The organism is Bradyrhizobium sp. AT1, assembly GCF_001590795.1.
Lineage (GTDB): Bacteria > Pseudomonadota > Alphaproteobacteria > Rhizobiales > Xanthobacteraceae > Bradyrhizobium.
This window is the reverse complement of sequence record NZ_JXDL01000001.1, coordinates 1,676,903-1,703,827: the sequence shown is the minus strand read 5'-3', so window position 1 is coordinate 1,703,827 and position 26,925 is coordinate 1,676,903. Positions and strand designations below refer to the sequence as shown.

The 26,925-nt window shown below is 64.5% G+C and carries 22 protein-coding genes, 1 tRNA gene and 1 pseudogene; 11 read left to right on the top strand and 13 right to left on the bottom strand.

Features of this window, described 5'->3' with window-relative positions; genetic code table 11:
• Positions 1-49: 49 nt before the first annotated feature.
• The 3 genes from SE92_RS08215 to SE92_RS08205 all read left to right on the top strand — a co-directional run bounded on the left by SE92_RS08215 (position 50) and on the right by SE92_RS08205 (position 5,193).
• Positions 50-1,660, top strand: a complete 1,611-nt coding sequence (locus SE92_RS08215; protein WP_063195242.1) for an ABC transporter substrate-binding protein — start codon at positions 50-52, stop codon at positions 1,658-1,660.
• Between the two features lie 110 nt (positions 1,661-1,770).
• Entirely contained in the window at positions 1,771-3,378 is a 1,608-nt protein-coding gene (locus SE92_RS08210; RefSeq protein ID WP_063195241.1) for an ABC transporter substrate-binding protein, read from the top strand.
• Positions 3,379-3,603: 225 nt separating this feature from the next.
• Positions 3,604-5,193 (top strand): glycosyltransferase family 39 protein, encoded by a 1,590-nt coding sequence (locus SE92_RS08205; RefSeq protein WP_084251961.1) that lies wholly within the window; start codon positions 3,604-3,606, stop codon positions 5,191-5,193.
• A gap of 205 nt (positions 5,194-5,398) precedes the next feature.
• On the opposite strand, the gene SE92_RS08200 is transcribed toward SE92_RS08205, so the two are convergent.
• Complete coding sequence (locus SE92_RS08200) at positions 5,399-6,649, bottom strand: multidrug effflux MFS transporter (protein ID WP_063203402.1); 1,251 nt, start codon at positions 6,647-6,649, stop codon at positions 5,399-5,401.
• 316 nt (positions 6,650-6,965) lie between these two features.
• On the opposite strand from SE92_RS08200, the gene SE92_RS08195 reads away from it, so the two are divergent.
• Positions 6,966-8,294, top strand: coding sequence for a hypothetical protein (locus SE92_RS08195; protein ID WP_063195239.1), 1,329 nt, complete (start codon positions 6,966-6,968; stop codon positions 8,292-8,294).
• The gene (locus tag SE92_RS08190) at positions 8,291-9,619 is read left to right on the top strand and encodes a glycosyltransferase 87 family protein (protein WP_063195238.1); all 1,329 of its coding nucleotides are present in this window, start codon (positions 8,291-8,293) and stop codon (positions 9,617-9,619) included. The genes SE92_RS08195 and SE92_RS08190 overlap by 4 nt, the downstream gene beginning before the upstream one ends.
• 2 nt (positions 9,620-9,621) lie before the next feature.
• Here SE92_RS08190 and SE92_RS08185 read toward each other — a convergent pair whose 3' ends face one another.
• The 6 genes from SE92_RS08185 to SE92_RS08160 all read right to left on the bottom strand — a co-directional run bounded on the left by SE92_RS08185 (position 9,622) and on the right by SE92_RS08160 (position 16,029).
• The gene (locus SE92_RS08185) at positions 9,622-11,127 is read right to left on the bottom strand and encodes a hypothetical protein (protein WP_063195237.1); all 1,506 of its coding nucleotides are present in this window, start codon (positions 11,125-11,127) and stop codon (positions 9,622-9,624) included.
• Positions 11,128-11,297: 170 nt separating this feature from the next.
• Positions 11,298-12,101, bottom strand: a complete 804-nt coding sequence (locus tag SE92_RS08180; RefSeq protein WP_063195236.1) for a class I SAM-dependent methyltransferase — start codon at positions 12,099-12,101, stop codon at positions 11,298-11,300.
• 24 nt (positions 12,102-12,125) lie between these two features.
• The gene (gene asnB / locus SE92_RS08175) at positions 12,126-14,027 is read right to left on the bottom strand and encodes an asparagine synthase (glutamine-hydrolyzing) (protein WP_063195235.1); all 1,902 of its coding nucleotides are present in this window, start codon (positions 14,025-14,027) and stop codon (positions 12,126-12,128) included.
• Positions 14,028-14,049: 22 nt separating this feature from the next.
• Positions 14,050-14,916 (bottom strand): glycosyltransferase family 2 protein, encoded by an 867-nt coding sequence (locus tag SE92_RS08170; protein ID WP_063195234.1) that lies wholly within the window; start codon positions 14,914-14,916, stop codon positions 14,050-14,052.
• A complete protein-coding gene (locus tag SE92_RS08165; RefSeq protein ID WP_063195233.1) occupies positions 14,913-15,659 on the bottom strand; it encodes a class I SAM-dependent methyltransferase in 747 nt (248 codons plus the stop codon). Before SE92_RS08165 ends, SE92_RS08170 begins: the two co-directional genes overlap by 4 nt.
• Positions 15,660-15,940: 281 nt before the next feature.
• Positions 15,941-16,029, bottom strand: a tRNA-Leu gene (locus SE92_RS08160).
• A 172-nt stretch (positions 16,030-16,201) separates the two neighbouring features.
• Between SE92_RS08160 and SE92_RS08155 the strand changes: the two genes are divergently transcribed.
• Positions 16,202-16,636 (top strand): hypothetical protein, encoded by a 435-nt coding sequence (locus tag SE92_RS08155; protein WP_063195232.1) that lies wholly within the window; start codon positions 16,202-16,204, stop codon positions 16,634-16,636.
• 25 nt (positions 16,637-16,661) lie between these two features.
• Here the strand turns inward: SE92_RS08155 and SE92_RS08150 are convergent, their stop codons facing one another.
• Both SE92_RS08150 and SE92_RS08145 read right to left on the bottom strand, forming a co-directional pair.
• A complete protein-coding gene (locus SE92_RS08150; RefSeq protein ID WP_063195231.1) occupies positions 16,662-17,864 on the bottom strand; it encodes an FAD-dependent monooxygenase in 1,203 nt (400 codons plus the stop codon).
• Between the two features lie 19 nt (positions 17,865-17,883).
• Positions 17,884-18,129: a zinc-finger domain-containing protein gene (locus tag SE92_RS08145; RefSeq protein WP_007602543.1), complete on the bottom strand. Its 246-nt coding sequence runs from the start codon at positions 18,127-18,129 to the stop codon at positions 17,884-17,886.
• 305 nt (positions 18,130-18,434) lie between these two features.
• Here SE92_RS08145 and SE92_RS08140 point away from each other — a divergent pair, with 305 nt between their 5' ends.
• Positions 18,435-19,550, top strand: a complete 1,116-nt coding sequence (locus SE92_RS08140; RefSeq protein ID WP_063203401.1) for a hypothetical protein — start codon at positions 18,435-18,437, stop codon at positions 19,548-19,550.
• 116 nt (positions 19,551-19,666) lie between these two features.
• The gene (locus tag SE92_RS08135; RefSeq protein WP_063195230.1) at positions 19,667-20,422 is read left to right on the top strand and encodes an alpha/beta fold hydrolase; all 756 of its coding nucleotides are present in this window, start codon (positions 19,667-19,669) and stop codon (positions 20,420-20,422) included.
• Between the two features lie 11 nt (positions 20,423-20,433).
• On the opposite strand, the gene SE92_RS08130 is transcribed toward SE92_RS08135, so the two are convergent.
• Entirely contained in the window at positions 20,434-21,369 is a 936-nt protein-coding gene (locus SE92_RS08130) for a LysR family transcriptional regulator (RefSeq protein WP_063195229.1), read from the bottom strand.
• A gap of 107 nt (positions 21,370-21,476) precedes the next feature.
• Between SE92_RS08130 and SE92_RS08125 the strand changes: the two genes are divergently transcribed.
• Positions 21,477-21,890 carry a hypothetical protein gene (locus SE92_RS08125; RefSeq protein ID WP_063195228.1) on the top strand — a complete coding sequence of 138 codons (414 nt, stop codon included), beginning with the start codon at positions 21,477-21,479 and terminating at the stop codon, positions 21,888-21,890.
• A gap of 105 nt (positions 21,891-21,995) precedes the next feature.
• Here the strand turns inward: SE92_RS08125 and trpS are convergent, their stop codons facing one another.
• Together trpS and SE92_RS08115 are read right to left on the bottom strand one after the other, a co-directional pair.
• The gene (gene trpS, locus SE92_RS08120; protein ID WP_063195227.1) at positions 21,996-23,018 is read right to left on the bottom strand and encodes a tryptophan--tRNA ligase; all 1,023 of its coding nucleotides are present in this window, start codon (positions 23,016-23,018) and stop codon (positions 21,996-21,998) included.
• Positions 23,019-23,334: 316 nt separating this feature from the next.
• Positions 23,335-24,693, bottom strand: a complete 1,359-nt coding sequence (locus tag SE92_RS08115; protein ID WP_063195226.1) for a hypothetical protein — start codon at positions 24,691-24,693, stop codon at positions 23,335-23,337.
• 291 nt (positions 24,694-24,984) lie between these two features.
• Between SE92_RS08115 and cysE the strand changes: the two genes are divergently transcribed.
• Together cysE and SE92_RS08105 are read left to right on the top strand one after the other, a co-directional pair.
• Positions 24,985-25,809, top strand: coding sequence for a serine O-acetyltransferase (cysE, locus tag SE92_RS08110; RefSeq protein WP_063195225.1), 825 nt, complete (start codon positions 24,985-24,987; stop codon positions 25,807-25,809).
• Between the two features lie 122 nt (positions 25,810-25,931).
• The gene (locus SE92_RS08105; RefSeq protein WP_007602550.1) at positions 25,932-26,150 is read left to right on the top strand and encodes a DUF3126 family protein; all 219 of its coding nucleotides are present in this window, start codon (positions 25,932-25,934) and stop codon (positions 26,148-26,150) included.
• Positions 26,151-26,451: 301 nt separating this feature from the next.
• Here the strand turns inward: SE92_RS08105 and SE92_RS08100 are convergent.
• Positions 26,452-26,925: pseudogene (locus SE92_RS08100) on the bottom strand (hypothetical protein); the annotation flags it as partial.

The following is a 26,925-nucleotide window of genomic DNA, read 5'->3' as shown; positions in this document are numbered from 1 at the left end:
TCAATCAATAACCTGCCTTTGAACAGTTTCACGTCAGGAGACACTTTTTATGTTGCACTTCATGCGCCGGGGGCCTCGCGCGTTCGCCTCCAAACTTGCGCTATCGGTCGTCGCGCTTTCGACGGCGCTGGCTTCGCCCGTGCTCGCAGCAGGCAAGACTATCACGGCGGTGATGCATTCCGATCTGCGCATCATCGATCCGATCTTCACCACGGCCTACATCACGCGCGACCATGGCTACATGGTCTACGACACGCTCGTTGCTCCCGATTCGAGCTTCAAGATCCAACCGCAGATGGCGGACTGGAAGATCTCCGACGACAAGCTGACCTACACCTTCACCCTGCGCGACGGCCTGAAATGGCATGACGGCGCACCGGTGACGGCGGAAGATTGCGTTGCTTCGCTGAAGCGCTGGGCCGCCGTCGACGGCATGGGCCAGAAGCTCATGGACTTCACCGCGAGCATCGAGGCGACCGACGCCAAGACCATCACGCTGAAGCTGAAGGAGCCCTACGGCCTCGTGCTGGACTCCATCGGCAAGCCGTCCTCGCGCGTCGCCTTCATGATGCCGAAGCGCCTCGCCGAGACGCCGGCGGACAAGCAGATCCCCGAGCAGATCGGCTCCGGCCCCTTCAAGTTCGTGGCCTCGGAGTTCCAGCCCGGCGTGAAGGCGGTCTACGTCAAGAACACCGACTACGTGCCGCGCAAGGAGCCGGCGAGCTGGACCTCCGGCGGTAAGGTGGCGAAGGTCGACCGCGTCGAGTGGATCACCATGCCGGACTCGCAGACCGCGGTGAACGCGTTGCAGTCGGGCGACATCGACTTCATGGAGAACCTGCCCTACGACATGCTGCCGGTGCTGGAGGCGAACAAGGAGCTCACGATCGAGGTCTCGAACAAGTTCGGCTTCCAGACCCTCGGCCGGATGAACTTCCTCTATCCGCCGTTCGATAACGTGAAGGTGCGGCGTGCTGCGCTTCTGGCCATGAACCAGAAGGACGTGCTCGACGCCCTGGTCGGCAATGCCAAGTATCAGAAGATCTGCGGTGCTTTCTTCGTGTGCGACACGCCGTTCGCGACCGATGTCGGCGCCGAGACCCTGATCAAGGGCAACGGCATGGCGGAAGCCAAGAAGGCGCTCGCCGAGTCCGGCTACGACGGCACCCCGGTCGTGATCATGGCGCCCGGCGACGTCACCACGCTGAAGGCGCAGCCGATCGTGGCGGCTCAGCTGTTGCGCGAGGCCGGCTTCAAGGTCGACCTGCAGGCGACCGATTGGCAGACGGTGGTGAGTCGCAGAGCCAGCCAGAAGCCCCCGAAGGAGGGCGGCTGGAACATGTTCTTCACCAACTGGGTCGCGGCCGACGTCTCCAATCCGATCGCCAATCTCTCGATCGGCGGCCAGGGCAAGAAGGGCGGCTGGTTCGGCTGGGCGGAAGACCCCAAGATCGAGCAGCTCAAGGACGCCTTCGTCCGCGCGCCCTCGGTCGACGAGCAGAAGAAGATCGCCGCCGACATCCAGAAGGAAGCCTATGAGCAGGTGATCTACATCCCGCTCGGGCAGTACCTGCTGCCGAGCGGCTGGCGCAAATCGCTGACCGGCGTGCTCGACGGCCCGGCAACACCGCTGTTCTGGAACATCGACAAGTCCGAGTAAGGGACAGTCCTATCGAGGAAAGGCGCACCGCGCGCCTTTCACCCCGAACGTTACGCGGCGCCGCTGTCAGCAGCGGCGCCGCGCGCCAGCCGCTCGCCAGGAGAACGTCAATGTTCCAACTCATGCGTCGGGGGCGTCGGTCGTTCGCCTCCAAGCTCGCGCTTTCGGTCGCGACACTCTCGGCACTGGCCTCGCCAGTTTTTGCCGCAGGCAAGACCATCACCGCGGTGATGCATTCGGATCTGCGGATCCTCGATCCGATCTTCACCAGCGCCTATATTTCGCGTGACCATGGCTACATGGTCTACGACACGCTCATCGCGACCGATTCGAATTTCAAGGTTCAGCCGCAGATGGCGGACTGGACGGTCTCCGACGACAAGCTGACCTACACCTTCACGCTGCGCGACGGGCTGAAGTGGCATGACGGGACGTCCGTCACCGCGGAAGATTGCGTGGCTTCGCTGAAGCGCTGGGCGGCCGTCGACGGCATGGGCCAGAAGCTCATGGACTTCACCGCGAGCATCGAGGCGACCGATTCCAAAACCATCACGCTGAAGCTGAAGGAGCCTTACGCGCTGGTGCTGGAATCGATCGGCAAGCCGTCCTCGCGGGTCGCTTTCATGATGCCGAAGCGCCTCGCCGACACGCCGGTGGACAAGCAGATTCCCGAGCAGATCGGCTCCGGCCCCTTCAAGTTCGTGGCGTCGGAATTCCAGCCCGGCGTGAAGGCGATCTATGTCAAGAACACCGATTACGTGCCGCGCAAGGAGCCGGCGAGCTGGACTGCAGGCGGCAAGGTGGTGAAGGTCGACCGCGTCGAATGGATCACGATGCCGGACGCGCAGACCGCGTTGAACGCGCTGCAGTCGGGCGACGTCGATTTCATGGAGAATCCCGCCATCGAGATGGTGCCCGCCATCGAGGCCGACAAGGGACTCAAGCTCGAGATCCTGAACAAGTTCGGATTCCAGACGGGCGCACGGATGAACTTCCTTCATCCGCCCTTCGACAACGTCAAGGTTCGCCGCGCGGCGTTTCTGGCGGTCAAGCAGAAGGACGTGCTCGATGCCCTGATCGGCGATCCCAAATATTACAAGACCTGCGCGGCCGCCTTCATCTGCGACACGCCGTTCGCGACGGAGGTTGGCGGAGAGACGCTGGCGAAGGGAGGCGACATGGCCGCGGCCCGGAAGGCGCTGGCCGAATCCGGCTATGACGGAACACCTGTCGTGCTGATGGCGCCGGGCGACGTGCTGACGCTGAAGGCGCAACCCATCGTCGTCGCGCAGCAGCTGCGCGAGGCCGGCTTCAAGGTCGACCTGCAGGCGACCGACTGGCAGACCGTGGTGAGCCGGCGCGCCAGCCAGAAGCCCCCGAAGGAGGGCGGCTGGAACATGTTCATCACCAACTGGGTCAGCGCCGACGCGGACAATCCGATCACCAACGTCGCCGTCGGCGGGCAGGGCAAGAAGGGCGGCTGGTTCGGCTGGGCGGAGGACGCCAAGATCGAGCAGCTCAAGGATGCCTTCGCTCGCGCCGCCTCGCTCGAGGAGCGAAAGAAGATCGCGACCGAGATCCAGAAGGAGGCTTACGATCAGGTGCTCTACATGCCGCTCGGCCAGTATCAGGTGCCGACTGCCTGGCGTAAATCGCTGACCGGCGTGCTCGACGGTCCCGCAACGCCGGTGTTCTGGAATATCGACAAGTCCGAGTAAGCGGAGGCAGACGGGTGCCTTTGTGTCTTTACCAGCGGCGCCGCTGCCTTCAGCGGCGCCGCTCTGTTTTGTCAGCTCTGCGTCAGCTTTGAACGGGGAAGCTTTTAACCCTTCTGATTTCCAGCCATTGCTATTTGTTTCAATCTTGAAATAGATGTGTCGTCCTTACGCATCACATCGTTTCTTAGTCCGATTCCCGTGCCAATCGATTTTGCATTCCAGGCGATGGCCAAACGGTCCGATCGCGCCCCGGCGCGTTGGCGGCTTCCTTTCCTGCGTTGGCTGGATGGCGTCGAGGCGGGTTGGGCCGTCCCCCTTCTCGTCGGCTGCTTCGTTGCGATCTGGACGCTCTATCTGGCGATCGCCTATGCCGGCGGAGGCCTGCACCCCGATACCCTCGAGGCCTGGGCATTGGGGCGGCATTTCGCCTGGGGCTATCACAAGCATCCGCCCCTGAGCGGCTGGATCGCCGCAGGCTGGACCTCAATCTTCCCGCTCAGCGACTGGTCGTTGCAGTTGATGGCGATGGCCAATGCCGGGCTTGCGCTGATCTTCGTCGATCAAATCGCGCGGCAATTCGTGACCGGGCACAAGCGCATCCTGGTGCTCTTGCTCCTGATGCTGACGCCGATCTATCAATTCCACGCCCAGCGCTTCAATGCCAATTCGGTGCTGCTCGCGGCCTGGCCGCTGGCGACCTGGTGCTTCCTGCGCGCATTCGAGACGCGGGCCCCGCTGTGGGCTGTCGCGGTCGGATGCACGACCGCGCTGGCCATGGTCGGCAAATATTACTCGATCTTTCTCGTCACGAGCTTCGCGCTTGCCGCGCTGGCACACCCGGCGCGACGCGCCTATTTCACCTCCGCCTCGCCCTGGATCTCGGTCGTCGTCGGGCTCGCCGCGCTATCACCCCACATCTATTGGCTCGGGACAACGGGCGCGTCGACTTTCACCTACGCGCTGGCGCATGCCAACGGCAGCGTTGCGACGTCGCTCGGCGAGGCGAGAAACTTTCTGCTGGGGCTGGCGGCGGCGATGAGCATGTCGGTCCTGTTCTGGGTGCTCGTCGCGGGAACGCGCTTGAAGCAGTTTCCGTCCGACTTCGCGGCGATGAGCCCGGGCCTGCGGCTTCTGTTTTACGTCGCTATCGGCACGATCGTGCTGCCGATCCTGACCTCACTCGCGATGGGGACTGATCTGCCGTCGCTGTGGGCGTTGCAGGGCCTGTTCCTGTTCACCATTCTCGTGGTCTGCGGCACGAGCTACCCGATCGAGCGCTTCTACACGGTCAACCTGACCGTGATCGTGGCCGGCGTCGGGCTCGCGGCCGTCCTGATCGCCGCGCCGATCCATGCCGTCTACCGAAACGATCGCGGTTATGAGGAGGGGCGCAATCTCTACGCTCCGGCGGCCGGAGAAGCGACGCGCGCATGGCGGGAGCTGACCGGCGTGCCGTTGAGCGCCGTGAGCGGTGATGGTTCGCTGGCCTTCGCCACCGCGTTCTACGGCGCCGATCATCCGCCTCATGCGGGCCCGTTCGAGTACGTGCCGACGCTCGGCTTGCCGCGCAGGGCGCCGCTCGAGCGCGGTTGGGCCGCGCTCTGTTTTCGCGACCAGGAGCTTTGCACCCGATGGATGGAGTGGGCGTCCTCCCGGAACGGAAACGTCGTCAGGCGTGAGTTCACCGTGCAGGCCACGTTGTGGGGCCGGCCGGGTCTGACGCGCGAGGTGGTTGTGTTGATGGTGCGCCCTGGGGACACGACCCCGAACAGCGCCGCCGACGATTTCAGCGCCAGCCGGCGCGCGACCGAATAGCGGCCCTGCTCAGCAGTGGCTGTCGCGGACCTGCTCGAGCCCCTCGCTGGCAAAAGGCGTCGTGAAGGTAGCCGGCCCAGTGCCGGGTTCGGAACGTTCCGCCCGCTGCCGCTCTACGTCGCTGTGATCTTCGCGGTGTTCCAGTTCCATTGCAGCGGCCTCTCAGAAATGCTGCAGGACAACATCGCGGCCGCCGGGAAGTTCCTCAAGCGATCGGGTGGTGATGCGGCTTGAACAGCCGGCCCTTCTCGACCACCAGCACGATCGCGAGTGCGGCAAGCGTCGACAGGAAGAAGCCGACCGAGAACGGCAGCAGCGTGCCGTCGAAGCTTTGTCCGATCGCCATGCCGACCACAATTCCGATCAGCGTCGTGATCGAGCCGTAGAGCGAGGAGGCGGTGCCGGCGATGTGGCCCTGCGGCTCCATGGCGAGCGCAGTGAAGTTCGCGACCATCATGCCGAACGAGAACATCATCAAGGCCGAGAGCGCCATGAACAGGGCGAGCGGCAGCATGTTCAGGCTTTCCGTGATGAGGAGGATCGATGCTACGACGGCATAAAGCGTCAGCGCGCCGTGGGAGATCACGCGCATGCCCAGCCGACCGACAAGTCGCGCATTGAGGAAACCGGCAATGGCGACGCCGGTCGCGATTGCGGCGAAGGCGAGAGGGAAATAATGACCGAGGTGGTAAATGCCGGTGAAGACCTGCTGCGCCGAGAACACATAGGCGAACAGCGCCCCCATGACGCTGCCTGCGGCCATCGCGTAGCCGATGGTCTGCCGATTGGTCAGGGTCTGTCGGAAGGCGGAAAGTATATCGGCAGGAGCAAGCGACCTGCGTTCAGACTCGGGCAAAGTCTCCGGCAGACGCAGCACGCTCCAGGCGAGGGCGAGCAGGCCATACAGTGCCAGCACGATGAAGATGCCCCGCCATTGCGACACCAGCAGCACCGCCTGTCCGAACGACGGCGCAACCACGGGCACCGCGATGAACACCATCATCGCAAGCGACATCACGCTCGCCATCCTGCGGCCGACATAGCAATCGCGCACGATCGAGGTCGCGATCACACGTGTCGCCGCGGTGCCAAATCCCTGCAGCGCGCGCGCCAGCAACAATGTTTCGAACGAGGGCGCGGCGATCGCCAGCACGCTCGCGATGGCATAGACCGTCATTCCGCCGAGCAGCACCGGGCGTCGCCCGAACCGGTCTGACAGCGGTCCCATGATGAACTGGCCCGCGCCGAAACCCATCAGGAAGGTCGACAGCACCAGCTGGAGATGGTTGGCGACGGGAATCTTGAAGGCTGCCCCGATATTGGGCAGAGCCGGCAGCATCATGTCCATCGCAAGCGGATTCAGCGCCATGATGGACGCGATCACGATGACAAATTCTGGAAAGTCCATGGGGCGGTGTCCAGAGGACACCCATGAATCGGCATTGACGTCGGACAAGAAGTTCACCTCTGAAATCGAGCGACTTTATCCATCGCCTATGCTGCATTGCACAACCCATGTTTCGGGATGGCTGGCAGGCGGAACAGGGGCGAACAAGAATTGGTGAGGGGGAGTCAGACCCGCCGGGCCGCCCCGAAGCGCAACCTTGCGATGGTCCGGAAACCGGTGATTCACCATTCCAGCTTAAAGCTCGGCGCCGGACGAGGCTGTTCGATCCCGCGGGATGAAACGGAAACGCATCCTGTCCACTGTGGCGGCTGATTGCCGGCGCCAATGCGGCGCCCCATCGAACCAGGCCGAAAGGTATCCGTTTGTGTCCGACGTGACCGATGCAGCACGATGGTTGGGAGTCTCGACCGACCCGGCTGCGGGGCGAAGGACCTGGCTGGCCTGCCTGATCGCGCTGACGGCGCTGTTGGTGCTCGGCAATATCGCCAATTATGCCCGGCTCGATCTGAACTATGGCTGGGATCTTCACGTCAATTGCGCGGCGGTCGATGCGCATGCCAGGGGGCTCGATCCCTATTTCGTCAAGAACCTGAAGGTCACCACGCTCTCCTATCCCTATTTGCCGGTGACGCTGGATGTCTTCCGCCCGTTCTGCACGGGTGGTCTTTTCGCCGGTCACTATATGGCCGTCTATTTCGTGCTCGCGGTGCTCTGCGGGCTGCTCTTGCCCGGTCTCGGCCGAACGCGCACGCGTGCGCGCGACGTTGCGCTCAGGGTGCTGTGCGCGCTCGGCGCTTTCGTCGGTTTCGAATGGGTGCACGTGTCCGGAAACTTCGCGATCCTGAGCGGGGTGCTGACCACGATCGCGTTGATGCTTCTGCTGCGCGCGCCGGCCGACGGAGCGTCGGCGGACCCAAGCTTTGCCTTGCGCCTCGCCGGCGCTGCGCTGCTTGGCCTTGTGACGTCGTTCAAGCTGGTGTTCTTCCCCGTGCTGGCTGCGCTCTATTTTCTGCCGCTGCCGCGTGGACGCAAGCTGGTGCTGATCGCCGTGGCGGCGTTCAGCTTCGCCGTGCCGATCCTGATCTCGCGGCTGTCGTACCCAGATCTGTTCGCGAGCTGGCTGCTTGCGATTGCGGGACAGATTCCCGGTCAGCACTCGGTCGATCTCGTGGAGGTCAATCCGTCCCTGCTGCTGCTCGCGCAGAGCCTGATGGAGCACGCCGGCATCCATGGCAGGCCCGCCGTGCTCGCAACCTATGCGCTCGCGGCACTCGCCCTCGTGCTCGTGCCGTTCGCCTTGTCCGTCCTGCGCGTGGCTGCGGACCGGCCCGTGCGGGAAGGGGGCTCGCGCCTGCTGCAGCTCGACCGTTGGCTGATGGATCATCCCCGCGCGGCCACGCGCATCACGGTGCTGGCGATGTTTGCACTCTATCTCTGCTCGCCGCGCCTCAAGGAATACGGCTTCTTCGAGCTTGCGCTCTATGCCGCGATCCTCGTCGTCGACCTGCCGGTCCGTCCGCTCGCCGCCTTTCTCGCCATGGGCCTGCTTGCTCCCTCGATGATCTCGCTGGCAGGGACCGCGATCGAGGGGACTTTCATCCTGCTCATCGCCGCGCTGATGTGCTTCTGGATCCTGCTGCAGGATTTTCGCGCGGAGCCGAAACGGCTCGACTTGGAGGGCGCACAGCCATGACTGACGTCACCGCGTCCGCGGAAGGCGGAGACCGAGGGGCCCTTGCCGCCGATGCGCGGGGCGGCAACTGGATGACCCGCTTTGTCCTGGCGCTGGCGGTGCTGGTCGCAACGCTCGTCGCCATCGATATGGGCATGGACGAGACGTTCGGCTGGGATGCGCGGGTGAACTGCGCGGCGGTCGATGCGCACGTCCAGGGGCTCGATTCCTATTACGTCAAGAACCTGAAGGACACCAAGCTCTCCTATCCCTATCTTCCGGTGACGCTCGATGCCTTCCGGCCGGCTTGCGCCGGCGGCTTTCTCGTCGCGCATTACAAGCCGATCTATCTCGTCCTCGCGCTGATCTCGGCGCTGCTGCTACCCGGTCTCGGCAAGTCGCGGCCGGGTTTGAGGGAGGTCGCGCTGCGGAGCCTGTTCGCGCTCGGTGGTTTCCTCGGCTTCGAATGGATCATCGCGACCGGCAATTTTGCAATCCTGAGCGGCCTGTTGACGGCGGCATCGCTGGCCTTGTTGCTACGTCCTGTGCAATCCGGGCGCGACGGCAGCACCAGCCTCGCACCGCAGCTCGCCGGTGCGGCCTTGCTCGGCCTCGTCACCTCGTTCAAGCTGGTGTTCTTCCCGGTTCTTGCCGCGCTCTATTTCCTGCCGCAACCGAGAGCTCGCAAGCTTGTCCTGATCGCCGTCGCAGCCGGCATGTTCGTGCTGCCGATCCTGGCTTCGCTGCTGATCTATCCGGACCTGTTCAAGAGCTGGCTGAGCGCGATCTTCGGCCAGATCCCCGGACAGCATTCGCCGGGGAACGAGGTCAATCCCTCGCTTCTCTTCCTCGCGCTGTCGCTGGCGGACCGTATCGGGCTCGCCGGCAGCAAGCCGGTCGTGGCCGCCCTCTATGGCCTGATCGCAATCGCACTCGTGCTCGCGCCATTCGCGATCTCGGTGTGGCGCATGATCGGCGCATCGCGCCCGACTCGCAAGACTTCGCTACTTCAGATGCTCGACGACTGGCTGGTCGATCATCCCGACGCCGCGATGCGCATCACTGTGCTCGCGATGTACGCGCTCTATCTCTGCGCGCCCAGATTGAAGGAATACGCCTTCTTCGAGGTGGCGCTGTACGCCGCCATTCTCGTCGTCGATCTGCCCGCGGCGTTGATGGCGGCCGTGCTGACGGTCGCGATCGCCATCCCGACCCTGGCGTCGGTCTCGGGCGTGTTCATGGACGGGTTCAGCCAGCTTGCGATCGCGCTGATCTGTTTCTGGCTGCTGCTGCCGCGCGGATCTTCGGGCAGCCCGGCATCGTGGCGCGGGCCCCAGCAGGTCTGATCTCACCGGGGGGCGGCCTCTTGCCTCGTGTAGAGGCTGACATAGGTGCCGGTGTATTCCTCTTTCCAGCCTCTCTCGCTGACCAGGAAGTGCCGCAGCGGGTCATGCGCCCTGACCCAGAGCACCGCATTGATCCCGTACTTGCCGATCACCTTGTCCCAGCTGGCCGCGTCGATGTCCCACCGAACCAGGCTGAGATAGTCGCGCAGCAATTCGTCCGGGTAGGCGGTCGCCGCCCGGCCGTCGACGAAGACGGGCACCGATCCCCGCGTCCTGAAGATCAGGAGCCCGCCGACATTCCAGTGGTTCAAGAGGTGTGCGTGCGAGGCGTGCGCCTCGAGATAGCGCGCATCGTCCTCCGAGAGCATGTCGGGCAATGCGAGAGCCGGTCTTACCTGCATGAACGTGAATGGCAGCAGCAGGATGCCGACGATTCCTGCCGCCAGCATCGCGCGCCGGACCTCGAAGCTGGACATGCGTTTCGGCAGCAGGTGGTCGATGTGAAGCGCCATCGGGACGCTCGAGAACATGAAGAAGAACGCGGTGTATCTGAACTGATAGAGGCCCAGAAACAGGAAGAGCCACGCAAGCAGGCGCGCTTCGAGCGGAACTCGCGTGGAGTTTCGGTAGCGCAGCTCCAGGACGACGAATGTCAGCGCATAGATGATGCCGGGAAGGCTTCCCGGCAGCTCCATGTTGAAGAAGTAGGACCGCCATTCGCCGATGTCGGCCTGGACGAAATGACCGAGCGTCGCCCTCACGCCCTCATAGACATGCCATCCCAGCGGATTGGCGAAGATCGCGATGAAGCACCCCACGCCTGCGAAACAGTAGTTCCGGAAATTTACCCAATCCCGCCGCAGCAAGGCGATGCCGCCGAACACGCCGAGGATCGGAAAAGCGAGCATGAAGCCGCCATGCAGATTGACCCAGGCGACCATCATCAGCGGCAACAGGAACCAATGCCGCCGCCGCAGGCATTCACCGTAGAAGACGACGGCGAACAACATGGTCGCGATGTTCGGCGATGCCGCCAGGTACATGTTCGGCGAGGCTTCGTAGCAGGGATAGAGCAGGCAGGCGGCGAACACTGCGATGCAGACCGCCACGGGCGATGCCCCGCTGCTCAGGCCGCAGAAGGCGAGGTAACCCGCGATGATCGCGCCGCTGGCGACGACCAGAAAGACGATCCCGGCAAAGCCGGCGTGCTGATACAGCGCGCTGGCCATCACGTCCCAGAGCCAGGACAGATTGTACCATCGCTTGTCGCCGAGGGTGAACGCCCACGGGTCCTGGAAGGGGACTTCGCCGCGCTGCCGGATCAGATCGCCGGCGGCGAGGTGCCAGCCCAGATCATAATGGCCGAGCAGAAGCGGTCCGTTCGACAGGTAGAACACGCAGAGGAAGGCGATCAGGAAGACGTAGACCTCGACGCCGTGCGAGTGACGTTCGGAGGCGGCTTGTGCATCGCCAATCCCGGATCGGGACCAATCCTCGCGCGCGTCCATCGGAGCTCTCACCATCGCAGCCAGCCGCTCCAGGCCCTGCATGTCCCTGGGTCTGCATTCGCTTTAGCGGGATACGCTCTAAGGTGGGGTAAAGGCTGATGGCGCGGGGCCGGTTCCGCGCGCGGCAGGCCGGCTTGGTAAACGAACCCTTGCCTCGCGAGAACGGATCGTCAGGCCTGCCGGGTGCCGCACACCGTCCAGCTATAGCCGTGACGATGATAGATCTTCACATCCGTAAATCCGCCGGCCGGGAGCAGCGCCTCCGCCTCTGCACGGGTGTAGTATTTGGCATAAGCGGGATTGAGCTGGTCGTAGATGGTCAGCCTTCGGACGCTGCGCGGAAACTTGGCAAGCACCGAACGCATGTAGGAACGCATGGGCAGCGGCGCGATCCGGCACAGCCCGATATAGGTCGTCAGCGCCCATTCCAGCACGTGGGACAGCGCCACGAGCAGGCGGTGCGGCAACAGCACCGTCACCCTGCGTAGGGGGAGCGCGAGCGACAGATAGGTCTCGTTGCCTTCGTAACCGTAGAGCCAGACGATGCATCGCCCGCCGGGACGCAAGGCCTCGAACGCCGCGCGCACCACCGGGACCGGCTCCGGGATGTGATGCAACACGCCCATCGAAACCACGTAGTCCAGTCCAAGGTCGGGCGGCAATTGGTCCCCGGGAATCTGCAGATAGTCGATGCGGTCCTTGCGCGCTTGCGTGTTGTCCTTCAGCACGTCCATGGCGGCTGACGGCTCGACCGCGACGACGCGACCGGCTCCGGCATCGAGCAGCATGTTGACGATGCGCCCCGAGCCGCTGCCGATATCGGCGATCGTCTTGTCCTTGAGCTCATCGAGCGCAACGAGGGGGCCTAGCAGGTCGGCGAGCAGGACGGCGGACCCGTAATAGCCGGGGTTGTCGCGAAACGCGCTCCATTGCTCGCCGAAATCCTTGATCGTATCTTCCTTGAGGTCTGGCATGCCCGCGTTTCCGGCCTCGTCCGTTCAGCGTGGTGCGGGGCAGGCGAGCCCCTGCAGCCAGATTCCCATGGTGAGGATCGGCCACAACGCGAATGCGTTGTCGGCTCTGCGGTCGAGATGCTCCTTCCACAGAAGCCGGATCGCATCGGGCTTCAGGAACGGTGCGAACGCGTCGGCCTCCCGGTCGAGCACGCGCTCGCAGATCGTCCGCAGCCCGCTCCGCATCAGTTGCGCAATGGGGACGTTGAAGCCTCGCTTGCGCGACCACGCCGCCTCGTGCGGCATGCCCAGGCGCTCGGCGAGCTTGCGCAGCACGTATTTCGGCGCCCCCTTCGGCCAGGGATTGAGCAGCGAGGTGTCGATGGTGCCCGCGAGGTCCATCACCCGCCGGTCAAGAATGGGAACGCGCACCTCCAGCGAATGCGCCATGCTCATCGCATCGACCTTCGCAAGGACGCTTTGCAGATGGAAGCGCTGGTCGGCGATCAAGGCGCGGTCGAGCACGTTTGCGTGCGGCTCGGCGTAATACTCGGCGTATTCGGCGAACGGATCGGCCGATGCCAGATCGGTCATCTCGCCGTCATAGATCTTTTCAGCCAGAAAGCGCGGAACGAGGCGTCGCCATTGCAAATGAGGGCTGGTGCCGGCTTCACCCAGTCCGAGCGCAAAGCGGGCGAGCTGGGCTGCCGCCGGAAGCCGCTTCTCGTTGCCGCGCACGGATGCATAGGCTGTACGGCCGATGAGGCCTGCGACGGGGCGCGGAACGACATGGCGCACGCGCTCCGCCATCATGGTCGCGGCGTAAGTTTCATAGCCGCCGAAGAATTCGTCGCCGCCGTCGCCGGACAGCACGACCGTGCAGTGCCGCCGGACCGCACCGGCCAGGTGATAGAAGCCGAGCGCGCCGGTGTCGGCGCATTGCCCGTCGAAATGGTAGGCCACGGCGCGCAGCGCGCTCTCGGCGCCTTCGCCAGCTTCTCCGTCGATGACGTGAAGCGGCAGGCCCGCGGTCGTGGCAATCTGGCGCGCCACCGCGGTCTCGTCATGGCTCTTCTCGGTGAAGCCGGCCGTGAACAAAGGCGGTTTCAATCCGAGCCGGCCGAGCGTGAGGCTGATCAGCGAACTGTCGATGCCGCCGCTCTGCAGCACGGCGAGCGGCACGTCGCTCACCATCTGGCTCTTCACCACGGTCTCGATCGTCGATTGCAGGCGGTCGACGGCGTCATCGAGGTCGCGGATCTCCGGCGCGCGCACCGGCCGCCAGAAGCGCCGCTCGGTCCGCTCCCGATCCGTGAAAGCGATCATCGTGCCGGGCGGGACCTGCTTGATGTCCTGGTACAGGCTCCGTTGCGTTCCCGGATGGCCCGCGGCGAGATAGGTGTGCAGCGATGCCGGGTCGATCCGCGCGGCGACCTCGCCGCTTGCGGTCAGTCCCTTGATCTCGCTCGCGAACAGCACGCGGCTGCCGCTTTCGGAATAATACAGCGGCTTGATGCCGATGCCGTCGCGCGCCAGGATCAGGCGGCCTTCCTTCCGATCCCACAGGCCGATCGCGAAGAAGCCCTCCAGGCGTTCGAACATCGCCTCGCCCCAGGCGAGGTAGGCATAAGGGAGGATCTCGGTGTCGCAGCTGCTGCGAAACCGGACGCCGAACGATCGTTCGAGCTCGCCGCGCAATTCGCGATCGTTGTAGATCTCCCCGTTGTAGGTGACGACGATGCGCTCCGACGCATCGAGCATCGGCTGGCGCCCGGCATCGGAGAGATCGCGGATGGCGAGCCGGCGGTGGGCGAAGCCGACCGGGCCGTCCAGCCAGCTGCCCTCGCCGTCCGGCCCGCGGTGGACCAGCGCCGCCGACATCGCCGCAACCGCGCGGGCCTCGGCGGGGCGGCCGTCACGATGAAAGATGCCCGCTATGCCGCACATCGCGTTCCCTTGCCGCGGGAGGTCATGGTCGCTGGTTCATGATCTGCTTCAGCAGCACCGCGAGCAGTCCCATGGCGACGACGAGAATGCTGAGCAGGATCGCGCCGACGCCGAGCACGAAGGCGCTGACGAGCTGCAGGATGATGCCGCCGATCAGCGAGACCAGCGCGAGCGCCATGCACATCATCGCCAGCAGCACGAAGATCTTCAGCGGATTGTAGTAGGTGCAGGCCTCGAGGACGTATTGCAGCGTCCGGATGGAGTCGCGGAACAGGTTCACCTTGGAGCGGCCGATCCGTTCCTTGTAGTCGATGTCGATGTAGTCGACGAACTTCGCGTTCATCATATAGGCGAGCGTCAGCGACGTCGTGAAGCTGAAGAGGTCGCTGACATGCTCGAAGTAGGAGATCGCGACCTGCTTGCCGAACACGCGCAGGCCGGAATTGATGTCGGGAATCTCGCGGTTGGCGGTGAATTCGACGATCGCCTTGAGGATTGCGCGGAGCGGCGACTTCAGCATCGACTCGCGATAATTGGGGCCGGTCCGGGCGCCGACGACCATGTCGAAGCCCTGGTTGAAGCGGGCGACCAGTGTCGGAATCGCCTCCATCGGATAAGACCCGTCGGCATCGCTGATGACGATCGTGTCGTAGGTCGCGGCGCGAATGCCGTCCTTCAGCGAGCGGCCATAGCCGATGTTGTGGGGATGCCGGAGCACCTTTGCTCCCGCCTGTTCGGCGAGCTCGCCGGTGCCGTCGGCCGAACCATCGTCGACGATGACGATCTCATAGGGAGTGAGCTGAGCGCCATCGAGAGCCGCCTTGGCCCGGTCAATGGTTTCGACGATGCCGTTGCGCTCGTTGAGCGCCGGAATGACGACCGAGATCATAGGCGTCGCGCAATGCAGGTGACGGATTGCCCGAAGAAGCTGCGCGAGAGCGGATCGAGCGCTCGCGACAGCGGCACGGCATATTTGTCGAACAGGGCGATCTGCCCGTTGACGGCGGCATCGTTCAACGACTGATGCCGCTTCAGGCGATTGGCGAGCCACCCAAGCCCGCCGATCGGATTGAAATAGTTCAGCCGCACCAGCTCGACCGGTTGATCGGCGAGCAGCTTGGCGAGGCGTGTCGTGGTGTAGCGGCGGCAGTGTCCCGCCAGGCGATCGAGATCGTTGTAGAGCAGCATCAGGGCGGGAACGCTGATCAGGAGGTGGCCTCCGGGCTTGAGCACCTGCACCAGATTGGCAACCGCCGTGGCGTCATCCTCGATGTGCTCGAGCACGTTGATGGTGAAGACCGCATCGACACCATCAGGAAACAGGGAACTCAGCTGATCGCGGACCAGAATGTCGCAGACGGCGAACTTGCGGTCGGGCATCGCAGCGCTGGCCCGCTCGACGCTGTCGCGGTCGTGATCCACGCCGCAATAGTCGCCGAGCTCTCCGAGCACTCTGCTGTAGAGCCCATGCCCGAACCCGACCTCGACGATCCTGCCCTTCAGATAGGGGCGGAACTGGTCGACGACCCAGTTCATGTAATTCTGTGCGTCGGCGATCGCGCTCGAATATGTATCGGCCCCGACTTTCAGGCCTTCCGTCGTGGACTGGGCGGGAAAGGAGGTTTGAGCCATGGAGCCTGCGCTTTGTTCTGGCCCGGGTTAGCAGTGAGCGCCGCATTTCTCAAGAACATGTGGGGCACGATCGCCCTAAAGTTGACGGCTCTCGCCTTCGCCTTCGATCGCGGCGACTTCCATCTCGGCGCAGGTTTCCTTTCGATGCTCGGCGTCATGCCATTCAGCACATCGAAACTGTCCGGCAGGAACACGATGGGCTCCAACGCGCATTCGAATCCGCGCCCCTCAATCCATCGGATTGATCGCGCCTCGCCGGACGCGCGGGGCGTCAAATCTCGTGGTGCGGGCAGCCGGGGTCGAACCGGCACAGCGCTTGCGCACCGAGGGATTTTAAGTCCCTTGCGTCTACCAATTCCGCCATGCCCGCTTGATCCAACGAGATCAAACACTTAAGTCCATCCCCGGGCGTCTGGAATTGGTGCTTTGCGTGGGCCGGGGACGTCCTTCCTTAAGCGAGCCGGGCGCACAAGGCAAAGCCTCAATCCGGACACGGGGTGTTGCTTTAGGCATTCTCAATCCAACGGGACTATTGATCCGGCATGGCTGCTTCGTTTGCTTCTTCCCCGCGCGGCTTTGGCGCGCTCCTCGCGCTGCTGCTGGGCGGCGCCGCGTTGTCCGGCTGCGCCAGCATGAGCGAGACGGTCGCACCGGCCTTTGCCGATCCCGCCAAATACGAATTGTACGACTGCAAGCAGCTGGAGGGTGAGCGCAAGGCGCTCGCCAAGCGCACCGCCGATCTGCAAGCGCTGATGGACAAGGCCGAGACCGGGGCAGGGGGCGCGGTGGTGTCCGAGCTCGCCTATCGCAACGATTATGTCGCGGTGCGCGGGCAGGCCCAATTGGCCGAGGACGCCTGGCGCCGCAACAGGTGCCGGGAATCGCCGCCCGAAGCGACACCGCCTGAGTCCTCGCCCGCGGCCGCCGCCAAGCCGGCATCCAAATCCGGATCCAAGTCCGGTAGAGCGGCCCGCTGACGCGCCGCGCCGGCTGCGCTTTGCCTCACGGCCGCCAGCCGTAGATCCAGTCCTGCCGCGCCAGCATGCGGTCGGGGCCGAGCGCGCGGATCGCCAGATCGCGTGCGGCCGCAAGCGGCCCACTCAGGTGATAGATGCGGCCCTGCTGCCGCGCGGTCCGCTGCACCCGCCGCACCCGCGCCTGGCGCGCGCGGCCGTATTGCGTCAGCGCCGCGGTGATGCCCGCGATGCTCTCGGCGGATTCAAGGCTCAGATGCCGCGCGAGCACGGCGGCGTCCTCGATCGCCATGCCGGCGCCTTGCGCCGCGAACGGCAGCATCGCGTGCACGGAATCGCCGAGCAGGCCGATCGGGCCCTTGCTCCAGGGGCAGCCGTCGGGCACGCCGAACAGCGCCCATTTCCGCCAGCTGTCGACCGTGGCGAGCATCATGCGCGCCGCCGGCGGCCAGCGTGGGCCGGCGAAGGCGTCCATCACCTCCAGGGGATCGCCGGCCGTGCTCCAGCCCGGCCTGTTCCAGGTGCCCGGCAGCACCGCGACCACGTTGATCTGGCGTCCGCCAGCGATCGGATAGGCGACGAGATGGGCATTCGGCCCCATCCACAGCTGCACCCGGCGCGCGGTGTAGTCCTTCGGCAGTTGCGTGGCGTCCAGCGTGCCGCGCCAGGCGATCAGCCCGGAGAAGCGTGGCTGCACCTCGGGAAACAGATGCTGGCGGACCGTCGACCAGATGCCGTCGGCGCCGATCAGCGCGCTGGCGAGATCGCTGCGGCGGATCGTGCCGCTGCGATGGACCACGGTCAGTCCCTTGGCATGAGGCGCGACGTCCTCGAAGGTCGCGCCCAGCTTCAGGTCGATGTCGGGATGATCGGCAACGGCGCCTGATAGCGCCGATTGCAAATCGGCGCGGTGCACGACCCAATAGGGCGCGCCGGCCCGCAGCGAGGCGGCTTCACCGAGCGGCATGCGCAGCAGCTCGCCGCCGGCCCGCGCACTCATGATCGAGACCGCTTCCGGGACGACGGCGCGCAGCTTGAGGCGCTCGGTCAGGCCAAGCTCGACCAGCACGCGGCTGGCATTGGGGGAGAGCTGCAGGCCGGCGCCGACTTCCTCGAGGCGCTCGGCCTTTTCCAGCACGACGATGCGGAAACCGCGGGCGGCGAGCGCCAGCGCGGCCGTCAGTCCACCGATGCCGGCACCGGCGATGACGATCGTTCGGGAGAGCGCCACCGCTGACCGGTGGACGCGGTCAGGCCACCTTGTCCTTCAGGACGCATTCCGGCGGGCGGGCTTCGCCCGCCTTCAGGTCGGCCGCGAAGCGGTACAGCGTCGAGCAATAGGGGCAGATGATCTCGTTGTCGTTGCCGAGGTCGAGGAAGACGTGCGGATGGTCGAACGGAGGGTTGGCGCCCACGCACATGAACTCTTGCGAGCCGATCTCGATGACGGGGACACCGGCATCGTTGTGGAAGTGCGGGACGACATGGTCGGACATCGTAACTCATCCTGGAGTGGCAATGGCGGCAGACACAATCAAGAACTGACGCGGCATCTTTAAGGCGCCGCGGACCATACTGGCGGGTGCAGATGATTGCTAGTCCAGCGGAACCGAAAGCTCCGCAATTGCCCCATGCTCATTTGCTCATGCAAATTCGACACAATCTTGGGGCCTTGGAGAAGCCCTTCTTTCGTCGGGGACGTTGTGTCGCAATTTTGGCATACTATCTCTCTCGGACGAGCGTGATTGCGACCAAAGACGAATCAATCGTCAACGATTTCAGGACCGTCCGGGCTTGCCGCATGAAATGGCTGCGAATCAGCACAGCGTTGACCGGTATCGCGGCGTGCAGCTTCCTGCTCGCGCAGGTCGCGCCGCACGCCCGGGAAGCCGGTGCGATCTTCGCCGCCCAGGACGATCCGGCCGCGCTCTCCGAACTGCAGCTCGATCGAGCGCTGCGGAATGATCGCCTGGTTCAGGACAACATCGAGGCCGCGCTCGCCGCCGGCGATGCCGATCTCGCCGACAGTTTCGTGGCGCTCGCGCGCGACCGGAACATCGCGTTGCCGGACGACCTCCTGAGCCGCGTCAGCGACGCGGTCAAGGACGAGACTTCCACCACGCAGTTCGCCAAGCGCTTTGCCACCGGCCTCGTCACCGGCAATGCCGACGACGTCGCCAGCCTGTCCGGGACGGTGGCCGGGGATCTCTTCGTGATCGGCGACATCAGGGACGTCGTGCGGGAGGGCAAGCACCTCGCCATGGGCGAGGACACCGATCGCCTGGTGCTCGGCCTCGCGACGGCCGGCCTTGCGGTGACGGCGATCACCTATGTCTCCGTCGGTGGCGCTGCGCCCGTGCGCGCCGGACTGACGCTGGTCAAGGATGCCCGAAAGGTGGGGCGGCTCGGTGAGGGCCTTGCGGCCTGGGCCGGACGTTCCGCGCGCGAGGTCGTCGATACTCCGATGCTGCAGAACGCGGTGCCCAAGGGCTCCGTGTTCCGCCCGGGCGAGACCGTCAGCGCGATCAGGGCCGCGTTCCGCGCCGAGAAGGCCGGCGCACTGGTCCGGCTCGGCAAGGACGTCACGCGCGTCGCCGAGAAGACCGGCACGCGCGGGGCGATGGACACGCTGCGCATCGCCGAAGGCCCGAAGGACGTCGCGCGCGCCACGCGGCTTGCGGAAGCCCAGGGCGGCAAGACGCGCGCGATCATGAAGCTGCTCGGCCGCGGCGCGCTGCTGCTGATCGGCGGCGCGTTCGATCTGGCGATGTGGCTGTTCGGCGCGATGCTGACGCTGTTCGGCCTGCTGTCGTCCATCAAGGCGACCACCGAGCGCCTGACCCAGGCCTGGTGCGATCGCAAGAGGGCGCAGGTCGCGGCCGAGGCCGCTCTGGCCAGCGCGGCCGCCACGGCCTGAAGCGCGCCGCGCTTCGGGCTATTGTTTGAGCATGATGTTGCCGGAAAACCGCTGCACTCTTTTCCGGATCGTGCTCTAAGACCAATCACTCCCCACAACGACCTGCGGAACTGCTGATGCCGAGCTTTCACAACGGCGCCGTTGAAATTGCCTATCTCGACGAAGGCGAGGGCGATCCGATCATCCTGGTGCACGGCTTTGCCTCCAGCAAGAACGTCAACTGGGTCTATCCGACCTGGGTCTCGGAGCTGCGCAAGAACGGCCGCCGCGTCATCGCGCTCGACAATCGCGGCCACGGCGAAAGCGCAAAACTCTACGAGCCCGCGCAATATTCGATTCCCGTGATGGCCGGCGACGTGCTGGCGCTGATGGATCATCTCGCCATCCCGCAGGCCGACATCATGGGCTATTCCATGGGCGGACGGATGACGGCCTGGCTCTCGCTCAACGAGCCGCAGCGCCTGCGCTCGGCGATTCTCGGCGGCATCGGCATCGGCGGCCTGATCGAGGGCACCGGTCCCGGCGAGAACGTCGCCAAGGCGCTGGAGGCGCCCTCGCTGGATGACGTCAGCGATCCAGTCGGCCGCACGTTTCGCGCGTTCGCCGACCAGACCCGCTCCGATCATCGTGCGCTCGCCGCGTGCCTGCGCGGCACGCGCGATCTCATGACCCGTGAGGAAGCCGCGCGGATCGACGTGCCCGTGCTGATCGCGGTCGGCTCGACCGACGATGTCGCAGGAAGTGCCAGCGCGCTCGGCGCCATCATCCCGGGTTCGGAAGTGCTCGACATTCCCAACCGCGACCACATGCGCGCGGTCGGCGACAAGGTCTACAAGACCGGCGTGCTCGACTTCCTCGCACGCCGCGGGTGACGGCCTATGCGTCACACCGCCTTGTCGTTGAACCCAGCGGGAAGCGTGGTGAGGAACGACATGACGCGCTGTGTGCGCAGGGGCGGGCGGCGGCCGGAGGCGCGCAGCATCCACAGGGGTTCCCCAGGTGCGCGCCAGGGCGCCAGCACTTCGACCAGTCGGCCGGCGCGAAGGTCTTCGCCAACGAGCCACGCCGGCCCCCAGCCGATCCCGAACCCGTTCGCGACCAAAGCGAGCGAAGCGTGCGCGTCGTCGCAAATGTGCTTGGGCTTGGGCGTGATGCGAATGGGGGCTTTGCCGCGCGGGTCGGCGAAGCGCCAGGTCAGGATCTGGCCGCTCGCGGGATTGCGGAAGCCGACGTGGTCATGCGCGGAAAGCTCGTAGGGCGTGGCCGGCGCGCCGCGCGCCTTCAGATAGGCAGGCGAGGCGCAAGCGATCCAGGAGAACGTGCAAAGCCGCCGCGCCTGGTGGCCGGGGGCGCGGTCGAGCGGCCCCGAGCGGATCGCGACGTCGACGCCTTCCGCCGCGAGATCGAGAATCTCGTTGCGGAATTTGACCTCGATCTCGATTTCCGGCCGTTCCCGCAGGAACGCAGGCAGTCGCGGCAGGATGCAGGCGCGCGCGAACGAGGCGGGGGCAGTCACGCGCACCCGTCCGCCATCGTCGCGCGTGACGTCGCCGAGCGCGGATTGGACACGGGCGAGGCTTTCGACCAGCGCGCGCCCCGCCGTCATCAGCCGGTCGCCCTCTTCGGTCAGCGCCAACGAATGGGTCGAGCGATGCAAGAGCCGCAACCCGTGAGCCTTTTCGAAGCGGGCGACCGCCTTGGACATTGCAGAGGTGGTCGTCCCCGCTCGCCGCGCAGCTTCGGCGAAGGAGCCCGCCTCGACGACGCGGACGAAGGCGAGGAGACGCGAGAGATCGGGAGGCAAAGTTGTTGTGGACATGCAGTCCACATAGTCATGGCTGTGCAGTCACTACAAGAGGCATTCCCGGACGGCTAGATGGGAAGCGTCAGCGCGCATTCTGCGGCGCTGGAAACGCGGGACCTCCCATGAACCTCATCGAAATCACCCTGCAAGCCCTCGACGCCGCCGAGCGGGCGATTCCACCCGGCCAGCCGTTCTACATGCTCAATCTGCTGCGCTACCGCGCGCAGGCGCATTACGAGGACGGATTCGACGCCGCACCCTGCTCGGGCCGCGAAGCCTTCAATGAACGCTACAGGCCGGCATTCCGGCGTCTCGCGGCCGGCAAGCCGCTCGTGCGGATGTTTTCCGTCCCGGTCCTGGCGAGCCTCGTCGGCTCGCCAAGCGAGCGCTGGGACGAAGCCGCAGTCAATGAATACGGCGATTTCGCCACCTTCCGCTCGATCGTCGAGACCGAGACCTACCAGCGCGAAGTCGCCCCGCATCGGCACGCGGCGCTGGAAGATTTCCGGCTGATCGCGCTCGCCAAGGCGGCGTGATCGCATTGAGTCGAGCACGCGTAGGATGGGTTGAGCCCTTGCGAAACCCATCATGCTTCGTCAGCGGCGAACGGATTGATGGGTTTCGCTGGCGCTCTACCCATCCTACGGGCTCAGGGTGAATAGACCAAGCGCAGCGCGAACATCGCGCAAAGTGGCATCTGTTATCTCACGCGCTCGCGCGGTTCCGCGTTTGACGACTTGCAGCACATAGCCGGGATCACGAGCCAGTGCGCAGCGACGGTCTCGGATTGGCGCGAGAAGCGCCTGCAGCACGTCCTCCAGGCGCTTCTTGACAATGCTGTCGCCCAAACCGCCATGGATATAGCGTGCCTTCAAATCCTCGACCGTGATGTCATCTTCGTCGAACGCATCCAAGTACGTAAAGACTACGTTGCCTTCGACGCAACCCGGATCGGACGCCTTTAGATGGTTTGGATCAGTGAACATACTCCGGACGGCCTCACGTATTTCATCGGCCGTTGCAGATAGCTGAATAGTATTGCCCTGCGACTTGCTCATTTTGGCTTTGCCGTCGATACCGGGAAGACGTCCGACGCGAGGAATAAGCGCGTGGGCTTCTGGCAACACGTCAACGCCAGCTTGGCGATTGATGCGTCGAACAACCTCATTGGTTTGCTCAATCAATGGAGCTTGATCTTGTCCAACTGGGACGACCGTCGCTTTGAAACCGGTGATGTCTGCGGCCTGCGCGACGGGATAGCAGAGAAAGCCTGCAGGAATATCTCTGCCGAAATCTCGCGCCTGAATTTCGTCCTTGATGGTTGGGTTGCGCTCAAGCCGCGCCACCGTGACAAAGTTCATGTACAGCACGGTCAAATCGGCCAATGCCGGAAGATGCGATTGGAGACAAATCGTGCTCTGGTTCGGGTCGATGCCGACAGCGAGGTAGTCTGTCGCGATCTCAAGGACGTTGTCACGCACCCGACCGGGATTGTGCGCGTTGTCGGTGAGTCCCTGGGTATCCGCCAACAGCAGGTACTGCCGGTGGGTTGTCTGTAGCGCAACGCGGTTCTTCAACGAACCGACGTAGTGCCCTAGGTGCAACGGTCCGGTTGTTCTGTCGCCGGTCAAGATAACAGGGAGGGTGGCTGACGAATCTTGCATCGCGGTTCTCCAGGTTAGGAGCCGCCGTTCGATCGGACTTTTGATGAAAGCAACCTCGCAAGCCGATGAACGGCGGCGACGGTTGGGTAATGACAAAGCCGTGCCGCTCCTAAGTGGAGCGCCACCACAAGTTCGCAAAAGTGATGATGAAGACAGTCATGTGGACGATATTGACGAAACTTCTGAGGAAAGCAAGTCGTCTTGACGTCTCAAATGGGCCAGAAGGGCCCTTAGCGAGCATCGCCGTGTAGGTCAGCTACGATGAAGGCGATCACTGCTCTTACCAATCCAAGCGCGATGACGCTTGATCCTGATCTCACCCCGCCTTGCCATCCTCCCCAAACCTCCGCCCCACCGCCATCAACACCACAAACGTCGCAACCCACACCATCCGTGCGCCGTAGCGGTCGTGCGGGCCGGAGATCACCGCGCAGATGAAGGCGTTGCCGAGCAGGGCCAGCGCCACGGTCGCCGCCAGCAATGTCAGGTCGTCGAGCCGGCGGTTCGCGAGCGCATGGCCGAGCAGTGCGAGCAGCGCCAGCATCGAGGCCAGCGCCACCGGCACGTGCAGCCAGTTGATCGCGGTGAAGTCGAGCTGCCAATTCTGTTGCCGCGCCGCGCGCATCGGCGGGACTTGCGCGGGGATATAGCGCTCGATGATGCCGCGGGTGTGCGGGATCCAGCCATTGGTGCCTTCGCCGGTCGCGACATGCAGCAATTGCTGCCCCATCGCGCGGAGCGCCGCGCCGGCCTGCCAGGCCGGATATTCCCTCAGCGACTGCACGACGATGTAACCCATCTCGTCGTTCATGCCGTCGAAGCGGCCGAGCGTGTTGAACATGCTGTTGCCCCACAGGAACTCGTCGGCGGTCGCCGGCAGCTCGTTGCGATACGGGCACAGCTTGTAGCGCTCGCGCGGGCAGTGGTCGTTCAGGTAACGCGCGACGATGCCATCCTGCATCATGCGGCCGAAGGCGACGCCGTAGCCGCCGGGCGTCCAGGCGACCTTGCCGGACAATGCATAATTCGCCGAGACCAGCATCACCGCGCCCGCAACAATAGTGAGGCTCGCCTGCGTCAGGCCAGCGAGCGGCAGGCGCTCTTTCAGGAACGGCCGCGCCATCCAGCCCGCGACGCAAAGCCCGAGCAGCACGCCGAGCGTGGCGCTGTGGGTCGCCGCGGCAAAGGCGGTGAAGACGAACAGCGCGATCTTTTCCAGCGCCGAGGTGCGGCCTGCGCCGACGACCAGCAGGAACAGCGATAGGATCGACAGCCCGGCAAAGATGTCGGTGAGCAGCATGCTGGCGAGCCAGGGCAGTGCGGTCGACAAAATCAGGCACAGGCTGATCGCGACGAAGCGGAAGGTCTGCATCATCGACAGCACGCGCAGCGTGAGCTGCAACAGCCACAGCGTCGCCAGCGACTGCACCGCGAGGTTGATCCAGAAACCAAAGCTCTCGCCATAATGCAGATAGAGGCCGAACACCGTGGAGCGGCTGGGGACGAGATAACCCTCATACCAGCGCGCCAGATAGCCGCCGGTATCCCATTGCAACAGCGGATAGCCGTTCCAGAACGCCGGCGCGATCATCAGCAGCGGCAGGGCCACCGCCGCCAGACGCAGCCAAAGCCCACCTGCGGCGCGCGCGCGCAATTGATCAGTGGTGATGCTCAAATCCGGCCCCGTCCTCGCCTGTCGACCATGCCCGCAATAACGCTCGGCAGAGAATTCACCAATAGTTTGACGCCGCCCGGCTTGAATTTGGCAAAACTCTGACCACTTTGAGCCGACCTGCCGCTTGGGGGCCTCAGAAGAAACCGTTGTGTTTCAACGTCTTGGTATGCCTTCGCGGGGCAAGATGCTGTTCACTCTCAGGCAAGCCCATCGGGACTTTGTCGCCTAGACTATGCTATAGAGCCGGTAACGCGGGCTCATTCGAAAGAGCAAATTCCAAAGAGCAGATCCATGGCAGTGCATCAGGTCAATCCGGGAGGAAAGCTCGCATCGCTCGATCCGATCTGGGATCGGATCCGGGGCGAAGCGGAGGACATCGTCCGTCGCGAGCCCGAGCTTGCGACCTTCATCTATTCGTCGGTGCTGCATCACAGCCGCCTGGAAGATTCGGTGATCCATCGCGTCGCCGAGCGGCTCGATCATTCCGCGCTGTCGGGCGATCTGGTGCGCCAGGCCTATATGGACGCGCTGCGCGACGACCCTGACATCGGCAACGCCTTCCGCGCCGATCTCGTGGCCGTCTACGACCGCGATCCCGCGACCTCGCGCTTCATCGATCCCTTGCTCTACTTCAAGGGCTTTCACGCGATCCAGACTCATCGCCTCGCGCATTGGCTTTATCTGCGCGGCCGCCAGGACTTCTCGTACTATCTGCAGAGCCGCGCCTCCGCGGTGTTCCAGACCGACATCAATCCCGCCGCGCGCATCGGCCGCGGCATCTTCCTCGATCACGCCACCGGCTTCGTCTGCGGCGAGACCGCGATCATCGAGGACGACGTCTCGATCCTGCACGGCGTCACGCTCGGCGGCACCGGCAAGGAGAACGAGGATCGTCATCCCAAGATCCGCCACGGCGTGCTGATCGGCGCCGGCGCGAAGATCCTCGGCAATATCGAGATCGGCCATTGCGCGCGCATCGCCGCCGGCTCGGTCGTGGTCAAGCCCGTGCCGCACAACGTCACGGTCGCTGGCGTCCCCGCCAAGATCGTGGGGGAAGCCGGCTGCGCCGAGCCGTCGCGCACCATGGACCAGATGATCAACGCGATGGGGCTCTGAGCTCGCGTGCAAGGGCCGGATTTTCCGGCCCTTTCGATTCCCAAATTCTTTGGCAATTCATGCTGGCGGTTCGCCGCATCTCGTCCTAAAACCCGCCGACCATTTTCGATCGGAGACTTGCCGTGGACGTCAAAGAAGTCAGAAAGCTCGACGCATATCTGAAGCGCGTATTCGGCAATCCCAAGATCCGCGTCGTGCCGCGGCCGAAGAAGGACGATTCCGCCGAAGTCTATATCGGCGAGGAGTTCATCGGCGTGCTCTTCGTCGACGACGAGGACGATGATCGCTCGTTCCAGTTCCAGATGGCGATCCTCGAGGACGATCTCGTCGATCAGGAATAGTTTCTGAGGGCTCTCGTGTCCCCGGACGCACTGCAACGCCTTTAGCGTTGCAGTGCAGAGCCGGGACCCAGAAGCTCAACGGCGCCTCTGCAACATGGGCCCGGCTCTGCAGCGCACCGTCGAAGAGACGCTGCGCTGCGTCCGGGGCACGCACCGAGATTGAGGCGCGCTCTTTCCACGCCGTCATTGCCAAACCGCTCCAAATTTCCTTCGGAAAATACGAATAGTGTCAAGCCCTTGCTACTGTGCATGGGGTTGTTTTCGCAGTTTTAGCTTTCGGAGCCAGGGCGCGCGGCCGTGTTCAGCCCTTCGGCCCGCGCAGCTGCGCGGTCAGTTTCTCCATCGCCTCCGCCACGTCACGCCATTGCGACAGCCAGCTGCGCGGAAAGCGGAAGGTGAGGTCGGCGCCGCCGACGCGGCGTTCCGACAGGCACATGCCGGGCGTCGCCGCATCGCGGGTGCAGCGCGCGGTCAGCGCGGGGCTTGCGGCGGAATAGAAATCCTCGCTGCCATAGGGCGTATCGGTGCGGAACATCCGCATGGTCAGCCCGTCCACGGGCACCGCCGCGGCCTGGTCGAGGTAGCGCGGATAGATCGTGGCGGTCCGCTGCTCGGGCGCGAGCGCATCGTGATGGGCCGCGATCGACAGGAAGATGCGGTCGATCGATTGCACCGCCGTCTCCACCGTATCGACGGTGACGTGCTTCGGCGCGCCCGGCGGCTCCAGCGAGGGATAGAGGAAGTCGAGGTCGATGCGCTCCTGCGGCCCGGAGTG

What these genes read in the sequence shown, in the direction of transcription:
- SE92_RS08215 (WP_063195242.1), top strand. Translation starts at nt 50, where the DNA reads ATGTTGCACTTCATGCGCCGGGGGCCTCGCGCGTTCGCCTCCAAACTT.
- SE92_RS08210 (WP_063195241.1), top strand. Translation starts at nt 1,771, where the DNA reads ATGTTCCAACTCATGCGTCGGGGGCGTCGGTCGTTCGCCTCCAAGCTC.
- SE92_RS08205 (WP_084251961.1), top strand. Translation starts at nt 3,604, where the DNA reads ATGGCCAAACGGTCCGATCGCGCCCCGGCGCGTTGGCGGCTTCCTTTC.
- SE92_RS08190 (WP_063195238.1), top strand. Translation starts at nt 8,291, where the DNA reads ATGACTGACGTCACCGCGTCCGCGGAAGGCGGAGACCGAGGGGCCCTT.
- SE92_RS08185 (WP_063195237.1), bottom strand. Translation starts at nt 11,127, where the DNA reads ATGGACGCGCGCGAGGATTGGTCCCGATCCGGGATTGGCGATGCACAA.
- SE92_RS08180 (WP_063195236.1), bottom strand. Translation starts at nt 12,101, where the DNA reads ATGCCAGACCTCAAGGAAGATACGATCAAGGATTTCGGCGAGCAATGG.
- asnB (WP_063195235.1), bottom strand. Translation starts at nt 14,027, where the DNA reads ATGTGCGGCATAGCGGGCATCTTTCATCGTGACGGCCGCCCCGCCGAG.
- SE92_RS08170 (WP_063195234.1), bottom strand. Translation starts at nt 14,916, where the DNA reads ATGATCTCGGTCGTCATTCCGGCGCTCAACGAGCGCAACGGCATCGTC.
- SE92_RS08165 (WP_063195233.1), bottom strand. Translation starts at nt 15,659, where the DNA reads ATGGCTCAAACCTCCTTTCCCGCCCAGTCCACGACGGAAGGCCTGAAA.
- SE92_RS08155 (WP_063195232.1), top strand. Translation starts at nt 16,202, where the DNA reads ATGGCTGCTTCGTTTGCTTCTTCCCCGCGCGGCTTTGGCGCGCTCCTC.
- SE92_RS08145 (WP_007602543.1), bottom strand. Translation starts at nt 18,129, where the DNA reads ATGTCCGACCATGTCGTCCCGCACTTCCACAACGATGCCGGTGTCCCC.
- SE92_RS08140 (WP_063203401.1), top strand. Translation starts at nt 18,435, where the DNA reads ATGAAATGGCTGCGAATCAGCACAGCGTTGACCGGTATCGCGGCGTGC.
- SE92_RS08135 (WP_063195230.1), top strand. Translation starts at nt 19,667, where the DNA reads ATGCCGAGCTTTCACAACGGCGCCGTTGAAATTGCCTATCTCGACGAA.
- SE92_RS08130 (WP_063195229.1), bottom strand. Translation starts at nt 21,369, where the DNA reads ATGTCCACAACAACTTTGCCTCCCGATCTCTCGCGTCTCCTCGCCTTC.
- SE92_RS08125 (WP_063195228.1), top strand. Translation starts at nt 21,477, where the DNA reads ATGAACCTCATCGAAATCACCCTGCAAGCCCTCGACGCCGCCGAGCGG.
- trpS (WP_063195227.1), bottom strand. Translation starts at nt 23,018, where the DNA reads ATGCAAGATTCGTCAGCCACCCTCCCTGTTATCTTGACCGGCGACAGA.
- cysE (WP_063195225.1), top strand. Translation starts at nt 24,985, where the DNA reads ATGGCAGTGCATCAGGTCAATCCGGGAGGAAAGCTCGCATCGCTCGAT.